Annotated in this window: 7 protein-coding genes; 5 read left to right on the plus strand and 2 right to left on the minus strand. The window is 46.4% G+C overall.

The window, feature by feature from the left end:
* Positions 1-47: 47 nt before the first annotated feature.
* Positions 48-1,400: an amino-acid N-acetyltransferase gene (gene argA / locus ABF87_RS13675; RefSeq protein WP_160829669.1), complete on the minus strand. Its 1,353-nt coding sequence runs from the start codon at positions 1,398-1,400 to the stop codon at positions 48-50.
* A gap of 23 nt (positions 1,401-1,423) precedes the next feature.
* Positions 1,424-2,230 (minus strand): 16S rRNA (uracil(1498)-N(3))-methyltransferase, encoded by an 807-nt coding sequence (locus ABF87_RS13680; protein WP_345789921.1) that lies wholly within the window; start codon positions 2,228-2,230, stop codon positions 1,424-1,426.
* Between the two features lie 260 nt (positions 2,231-2,490).
* Here ABF87_RS13680 and ABF87_RS13685 point away from each other — a divergent pair, with 260 nt between their 5' ends.
* From ABF87_RS13685 to ABF87_RS13705, 5 genes are all read left to right on the plus strand, one after another.
* A complete protein-coding gene (locus ABF87_RS13685; protein WP_160829671.1) occupies positions 2,491-3,048 on the plus strand; it encodes a thioredoxin family protein in 558 nt (185 codons plus the stop codon).
* The gene (locus ABF87_RS13690) at positions 3,049-3,831 is read left to right on the plus strand and encodes an inositol monophosphatase (RefSeq protein ID WP_160829672.1); all 783 of its coding nucleotides are present in this window, start codon (positions 3,049-3,051) and stop codon (positions 3,829-3,831) included.
* A 50-nt stretch (positions 3,832-3,881) separates the two neighbouring features.
* On the plus strand, positions 3,882-5,327 hold the full coding sequence (gene trkA, locus ABF87_RS13695) for a Trk system potassium transporter TrkA (RefSeq protein ID WP_160829673.1): 1,446 nt from the start codon (positions 3,882-3,884) through the stop codon (positions 5,325-5,327).
* A 12-nt stretch (positions 5,328-5,339) separates the two neighbouring features.
* Positions 5,340-6,797, plus strand: a complete 1,458-nt coding sequence (locus ABF87_RS13700; protein WP_160829674.1) for a potassium transporter TrkG — start codon at positions 5,340-5,342, stop codon at positions 6,795-6,797.
* A gap of 120 nt (positions 6,798-6,917) precedes the next feature.
* Complete coding sequence (locus ABF87_RS13705; RefSeq protein WP_160829683.1) at positions 6,918-7,268, plus strand: response regulator; 351 nt, start codon at positions 6,918-6,920, stop codon at positions 7,266-7,268.
* Positions 7,269-7,387 lie beyond the last annotated feature (119 nt).

Consider the following 7,387-nt stretch of genomic DNA (forward strand, 5'->3'; position numbering starts at 1 on the left):
AAAAGACTTACATTATGAAATGTTCGGTACGATCAGTAAACTGTTACTCAGCTTTGCGCAGATAAGTGCTTGATTAATACTTTGGAGCGGCGCTGATAGTTATAAAGGTTTTGTTTGGTTTTAGGTAATTCTGTCGGCGTGGCCGTTTTGAAACCATGTTCGATGAACCAATGGGTAGCATGCGTGGTCAGCACGAATAATTTATGAATGCCTTGATTGATGGCTTTGTTCTCGATGTGCTGGAGCAAGCGATTGCCGTGGCCTTGATCACGATAACGGGGATGAATTGCCAGACACGCGAGCTCGCACGCTTGCTCCTCCGGAAAGGGATATAACGCTGCACATCCTAAAATGACGCCATCGTGCTCAAAAACGGTAAAGCGGTCGATTTCAATTTCCAGTAATTCACGGCCGCGTCTGACGAGGATTCCTTCTGCTTCAAGCGGTTCAATGAGTTGCAAAATACCGCCAACATCGTCGATCCGAGCATTCCGGAGTGATCGGAGCGGTTCCTGCGAGATCATGCAGCCAATGCCATGATGGGTGAAAAGCTCTTGCAGGATGGCGCCATCGTTATGGCGACTGATGAGATGAGTGCGGGCGACGTGCATTCCGCAGGCTTTGATCGCACATTGCATCGCTAACTGCGTACTGTCTGGCATAACATATGCAGTTGCTGATGCGGCATTGGCAAGCAGTAATCGAGTATCAGCAACGGTGAGTTCGCGGGGCAAGTGATTCGATTGATCCTCAGGGAATACTTGAGTATCGATTGCATCCAGTAAGAAGATCAGCTTTTCAGCATGAAGCGCGATTGCAACTTCAGTGGCCACATTTTCCATCGTGAGATTGAAGATTTCGCCGGTCGGCGAATAGCCCAGTGGCGAGATTAATACAACCTCACCTTGTTCCAGGCGGGAATGAATGGCAGCCGCATTGATTTTACGCACTTTGCCGGTGTGCATCAGATCGACGCCTTGAATGACGCCGTATGGGCAAGCAGTGACAAAATTGCCGCTTGCTACGCGAATGGATGCATTCGCCATCGGAGAATTCGGCAGACCCATCGACAACAGTGCGGCAATTTCATGATGTACACGCCCTACGGATTCTTTCACACATTGCAGCGCAGCCGGATCGGTAACGCGCATACCCATGACTGACAATGTATCCTGTTGTGATTCATCGAGGCGTAGCTGAATTTGGGGTCGGGCGCCATGCACGAGTGTCAACCGGACACCGAGACTGGCAAGCAGATTGACGTCGTGAATGAAATTGACAAATGTTTCTTCAGTGACCATTTCACCGCTGAAGCCGATAACGAATGTCTTGTTTCTGAAGGCATTGACGTAAGGCGCCACAGAACGAAACCAAGAGACAAATTCACTCGATGTATTCATGGTTGTCAGTGATGAATGATTTTTTATGAGCCAGCATAATCACCCCACAAAGCCTGCAATGCTGCGATGGCAGCCAAGGCAGCGGTTTCGGTCCGCAAGATGCGCTGCCCGAGGCGTATCGGTAAAAAGCCAGCCTGTGAAATAGCGGCTTCCTCATCTTCAGTAAATCCGCCTTCGGGTCCAATGACCAGCGCCACGTTTGTATTTAACGATGGTGCAGCAATGTTTCGTAAGCTTTGTGTGGTGATCGGGGAAAGCATTAAATGCAAATCATTGGATGAGCAGTTCGTTTTTTTGTGACTTAACCATTGGGGTAGCGTGATCAAAGACTTCATGTCTGGCAAGCGGTTCCTGCCGCATTGCTCACAAGAGGCAATGACAATTTTATGCCAGTGCTGCAAGCGTTTGGAAGATCGTTCATCCGATAAATGGACGATGCTGCGTGTGGTCATCACGGGTTGTATGCATGTAACGCCGAGTTCCACTGCTTTTTGTATGATCCAATCCATTTTTTCATTTACACAGATCGCTTGGGCAAGTTCGATATGTAGTGGAGATTCGCATTCCTTGTTGTGATAACTCTCAATGCGCACGGTCGTGCTGGATTTGGTGATGTGATCAATATGTCCGAAAAATTCTCCCCCTCTTCCGTTGAATAAAGTGACTGGATTGCCTTTTTTTAGGCGCAGCACCCGTGTGGCATGATGCTTGTTTTCATGAGAGAGTTCGAGTACTTGCCCCATACTCATTTCCGCCGGGTGATAAAAGCGAGCGTGCATAATGGGATCTAATAGAGTGTGATAAGTAACAATCTCAGAAAATGGACTCATGATAATATAGCACGATATGTGAGCTTGACATCGCCTGATGGGAGTTCTGAGAATAGCTGCGCTCGAGCGGATCGAGCGTAAGGTTGCGTAAAAATTAGGCTTAAAATACGCATTTACGGATCGTATATGTTTTACCCGATTTCGCCGCCTGAGTGCTGCTTGCAACCTTTGGAATTCTTCCTGAGGATCGCGCGCATTTAATTGCAGCGATTGATGCGGAATCAATGCTCAAGAATATCATCGATTTTAGGAGAAACGGTATGGCAAGTTTGGAAACACCAGTATGTGATTTCGGTTGGAAGGCAGTTGATTTCGATTTGCCGGGCGTGGATGGGAGGCGCTATAACCTGTCCTCGGTAAAAGGGGAGCATGGTTTGTTGGTCATGTTTATTTGCAATCACTGTCCGTATGTGAAAGCAGTCCAGGATCGCATCATTCGTGATGTCAACGAACTGAAGCCGTATGGCATCAATGCCGTCGCTATCATGTCCAATGATCCGGCAGATTATCCAGAAGACTCCTTTGACAATATGGCGCTAATAGCCAAGCAGCTTAATTATCCTTTTCCATATGTATGGGATGAAACCCAGGAAATAGCCAAACGATACGGCGCAGTCTGCACGCCGGATTTTTTTGGTTTTAACCACAAATTGGAATTGCAGTATCGTGGACGCCTAGATGCGTCACGTAAGGAAGCCGCGCCTGCAGATGTGCGCCGCGACTTGTTCGAAGCCATGGTGCAAGTGGCCAAGACAGGTCGCGGCCCAGAAGATCAAATTCCGAGTATCGGCTGTTCGATCAAATGGCGGGCAGAATAAGTGCTGGAAAAAATTATTGAAGTTGTCAGCGATGTTGCGCAGAAAGTGATCATGCCGCGTTACCTGCAGGTGGGCCGGCAGATGAAGTCGGATGGCAGTTTTTTTACTGAAGCTGATATTGCTGCTCAAATTGCTCTGCTCGAAGCGCTGCAGAAAATTCGCCCGGCTCCAGCCATGGGCGAAGAAATGTCTGAATCGGAACAGCAAAAACAATGGGAAGAAGGTAAGGAAGGATTATGGAGTGTCGACCCGATCGATGGCACTTCGAATTTTTTTAATGGTCTCCCTTATTTCGCAATTTCGGTGGCATTTATGCAGCAAGGCAAGGGTGTGGTGGGGGTGATTCATAACCCAGTTACCAAAGAGATGTTTTATGCGACCAAGGGAGGCGGTGCTTACTTAAATGGCACGGCATTGCCGATCAAGAAATATGTGCCTGTACTAAAAAGCGCCACAGCCAATGTTGATCTGAAGCGGCTCGATCGCGCGCTGGCGGCTAAAGTTGCGGCGTATCCGCCGTATGCATCGCAGCGCAATTATGGAGCATGTGCGCTTGAGTGGTGCTATACCGCCGCGGGATATTTTGATTTGTATTTGCATGGAGGCCAGAAACCTTGGGACTATGCCGCCGGTTCACTGATTCTTGAAGAGGCGGGTGGAAATATGTGCGGTTTTGAATATGATGATTATTGGGAGGGTTCGCCGTGGCAGCGTTCGGTGATTGCGGCACTGGATCCTGAATTGTTTGCCCAATGGCGTGACTGGGTGAGGGAAAACCGGTGAGCGAAATAAGTGTGCCAACGGCGTAATTTCAAAGCAGGGTAAGCATTTAATTGAAAATAATCATTCTTGGCGCAGGGCAAGTGGGCTCGTCAGTGGCCGAGAGTCTGGTCAGTGAGGCCAACGATATCACCATGGTTGATACTGATCCTAAACGGCTGGTGTTATTACAGGATCGTTTCGATTTACGTACTGTTGTAGGCAATGCTGCACACCCATCGGTACTGGTCAACGCCGGTGCTCATGATGCGGATATGGTTCTGGCGGTGACCGAATCCGATGAAACCAATTTGGTAGCCTGCAAGCTTGCTGCCACGCTGTTTAATACTCCCACAAAAATTGCACGAATTCGATCAACCGAATATTTGAAGCATCCGGAAATTTTTTCAGATACGAATTTTTGTGTCGATTTTGCGATCAGTCCCGAACAGATTCTGACGGGATATATCGAGAAATTAATCGAATTTCCAGAGGCGCTCCAGGTGCTTGATTTCGCATCCGGAAAAGTCAGTCTGGTTGCGGTGCGGGCATTAAAAGGTGGCGCACTGGTGGGTCAGCAGTTGCAAGAATTGCGTAAACATGTACCCAATGTCGATACGCGGGTTGCTGCTATCTTTCGCAAAGACCGCCCCATCATTCCTGAAGGCAACACGATTATCGAAGCTGAAGATGAAGTTTTTTTCATTGCTGCTACGGAAGATATTCGTACCGTCATGCGAGAGTTACGCGGCATGGATAAACCTGTCAAGCACGTCATGATTGCGGGAGGTGGGAGGATAGGTAAGCGCCTGGGCCAAACTCTGGAAAAAGACTATCAGGTGAGGATCATTGAGCATAATTATCAAGCCTGTGAACGTTTGGCTGCAGAATTGAACGATGCTTTGGTGTTGAATGGCGATGCCACCGATGAGACATTGCTTGAGAGCGAAAATATCGCCGATATGGATATGTTTTGCGCATTGACGAATGATGACGAGAACAATGTCATGTCAGCGTTGTTGGCAAAGCGAATGGGTGCGCACAAAGTCATCTCATTGATTAATCGCCGAGCGTATGTTGATTTGGTGCAAAGTGGCGGTATCGATATCGCCATTTCACCGGCGCAGGTCACTATTGGGTCTTTGCTGGCATATGTCCGGCATGGCGATGTCGCGGCTGTCCATAGTTTGCGACGCGGCGCGGCGGAAGCGTTGGAATTGGTCGCCCATGGCGATGCTCGGTCGTCCAACGTCGTGGGACGGAAGATTGAAAATATCAATTTGCCCAAAGGAGCGACGATTGGAGCCATTGTTCGGGGGCTGCCGAGATCAAAAGGAATCGTCGGGGAGAATTTGATAGCGGAGCAAGAAAAGCTGGAGCCAAAGAGCCGTGTACGCGTAATCATTGCCCATCACGATAGCATCATCGAGCAAGAGGATCATGTCATTTTATTTGTCATCAACAGAAAAATGATCCGGGAAGTGGAGAAGCTGTTTCAAGTTAATGTCGGTTTTTTGTAAGCAAGAGGAAGAATGAATCGACTTTTTGCGGTTCTCAATGTACTCGGGAAGATGATTCTGATATTCGGCCTTACCATGATCATTCCGTTGGGTCTAGCAGAGTGGAATGATGATGGAGCAAAAGTCGTATTTGAAGAATCTATCGTGATTACGATATGCTGTGGATTCATCGTGTGGTTGATGACATTGCGTTACAAACGTGAATTGCAAACGAAAGATGGTTTCTTACTGGTGGTGATGGTTTGGTCAGTATTGCCTATTTTTGCTATGCTGCCTTTGTTGTTTTATCTACCCGAACTGAACGTCAGCATGGCTTATTTTGAAGCTGTGTCGGGATTGACCGCTACCGGAGGCACAGTATTATCCGGTTTGGATGCGTTGCCGCCTTCTATCAATCTTTGGCGTGGAGAAATCATCTGGCTGGGTGGCATGGGGCTGATCGTCTTGGCAGTAGCGATTTTGCCATTACTGGGGGTAGGTGGCCGGCAGTTATTGAATGCTGAAATTCCTGGGCCAATGAAAGAAACTAAGCTTACTCCTCGCATCGCGGAGACTGCCAAAGGATTGTGGTCTATCTATGCCAGTTTGACATTACTGTGCGCTATTGCATACAGATGGGCCGGTATGAGTTGGTTTGACGCAATAATGCATGCCTTTACGACACTGGGATTGGGTGGTTTTTCGTCTCATGATGCCAGTTATGGGTATTGGGATTCACCGCTCATCGAATCGGTTGCGGTTGTATTTATGTTAATTGCTGGAATAAACTTTGCCACCCATTTCTTGGCTTGGCGGGCGAAAAGCCTTAGCTTTTATCGCTATGATTCTGAGGTGGGTTGGTATCTCGTTATTTTATTGATCAGTTGCGTGGGATTAGCATTCTATTTGTGGTTTGCTGAGGTATATTCTGATCCATTAACGGCATTGCGGTATGCAGTTTTCAATATCGTTTCTGTAGCGACGACCACGGGATATAGTAATACCGATTATAGCGTGTGGCCGGTTTTTGTGCCATTGTGGATGTTATTTTTGTCGGGATTTTGTACTTCTTCAGGTTCTACGGGTGGCGGTATTAAAATGATTCGTGCGCGCATCCTGTATCAGCAAGTTTATCGAGAAATGATTATTATGATGCATCCAAGTGCAATCATTCCCGCCAAAGTGGGCAAGAATGTTGTTGCCAATCGAGTTATTCTGGCAGTTCTTGTATTTTTGTTTGTTTACTCGGTGAGTATTGCGTTAGTCGCACTTGGACTTACGTTAAGTGGATTAAATGTGATCACAGCCTTTTCAGCCGCAATCGCATGCATTAATAATTTAGGCCCCGGTCTTGGTGAGATTGGGCCTTCCAATACCTATGCTTTGTTAAATGACTTTCAGACATGGATGTGCAGTTTTGCAATGCTATTGGGCCGATTGGAATTTTTTACTGTGTTGGTGATATTTACCCCCGCTTTTTGGAGAAAGTAAGTTAACAATTTACTTGCTGCCGAAGCTTTTGAATAATGGATATTCGTGCTCAGAATATGATTTATAAAAAATCGGAGAATTACTGTGAACGATGTTAATAAGTTACAAAATGTTAAGGTTATGATTATCGATGACAGTAGTACCATCCGGAAGAGCGCGGAAATTTTCCTGAAGTCATCGGGGTATGACGTTATTCTGGCAGAAGATGGGTTCGATGCGATTTCTAAAATCGTAGATAATCAACCGAATATCATTTTTATGGACATTGTCATGCCACGTTTGGATGGCTATCAGGCATGCATGCTGATTAAAAGAAATCCTGCGTATCAATCCACTCCAGTGATTATGTTGTCGAGCAAAGACGGGATTTTTGACAAAGCGAAAGGAAGAATAGCAGGATCAAATGATTATTTGACAAAACCATTTACCGCGGAAGGTTTATTGAGCATAATACGAAAATATGTAGTATAAGAAATTTATATTGCATTATAAAAAGTAAAAAAAAGCGTCTAGATAAAAATTTTTTCTAAAGAAAAATTTTCTGTAATGCACCTTGTTTCATTCCTTCTTTATCCCTTGAAGAATCAAGG

It is taken from the genome of Nitrosomonas sp. JL21 (assembly GCF_009833095.1).
GTDB lineage: Bacteria > Pseudomonadota > Gammaproteobacteria > Burkholderiales > Nitrosomonadaceae > Nitrosomonas.

What these genes read in the sequence shown, in the direction of transcription:
- argA (WP_160829669.1), bottom strand. Translation starts at nt 1,400, where the DNA reads ATGAATACATCGAGTGAATTTGTCTCTTGGTTTCGTTCTGTGGCGCCT.
- ABF87_RS13680 (WP_345789921.1), bottom strand. Translation starts at nt 2,230, where the DNA reads ATGAGTCCATTTTCTGAGATTGTTACTTATCACACTCTATTAGATCCC.
- ABF87_RS13685 (WP_160829671.1), top strand. Translation starts at nt 2,491, where the DNA reads ATGGCAAGTTTGGAAACACCAGTATGTGATTTCGGTTGGAAGGCAGTT.
- ABF87_RS13700 (WP_160829674.1), top strand. Translation starts at nt 5,340, where the DNA reads ATGAATCGACTTTTTGCGGTTCTCAATGTACTCGGGAAGATGATTCTG.
- ABF87_RS13705 (WP_160829683.1), top strand. Translation starts at nt 6,918, where the DNA reads ATGATTATCGATGACAGTAGTACCATCCGGAAGAGCGCGGAAATTTTC.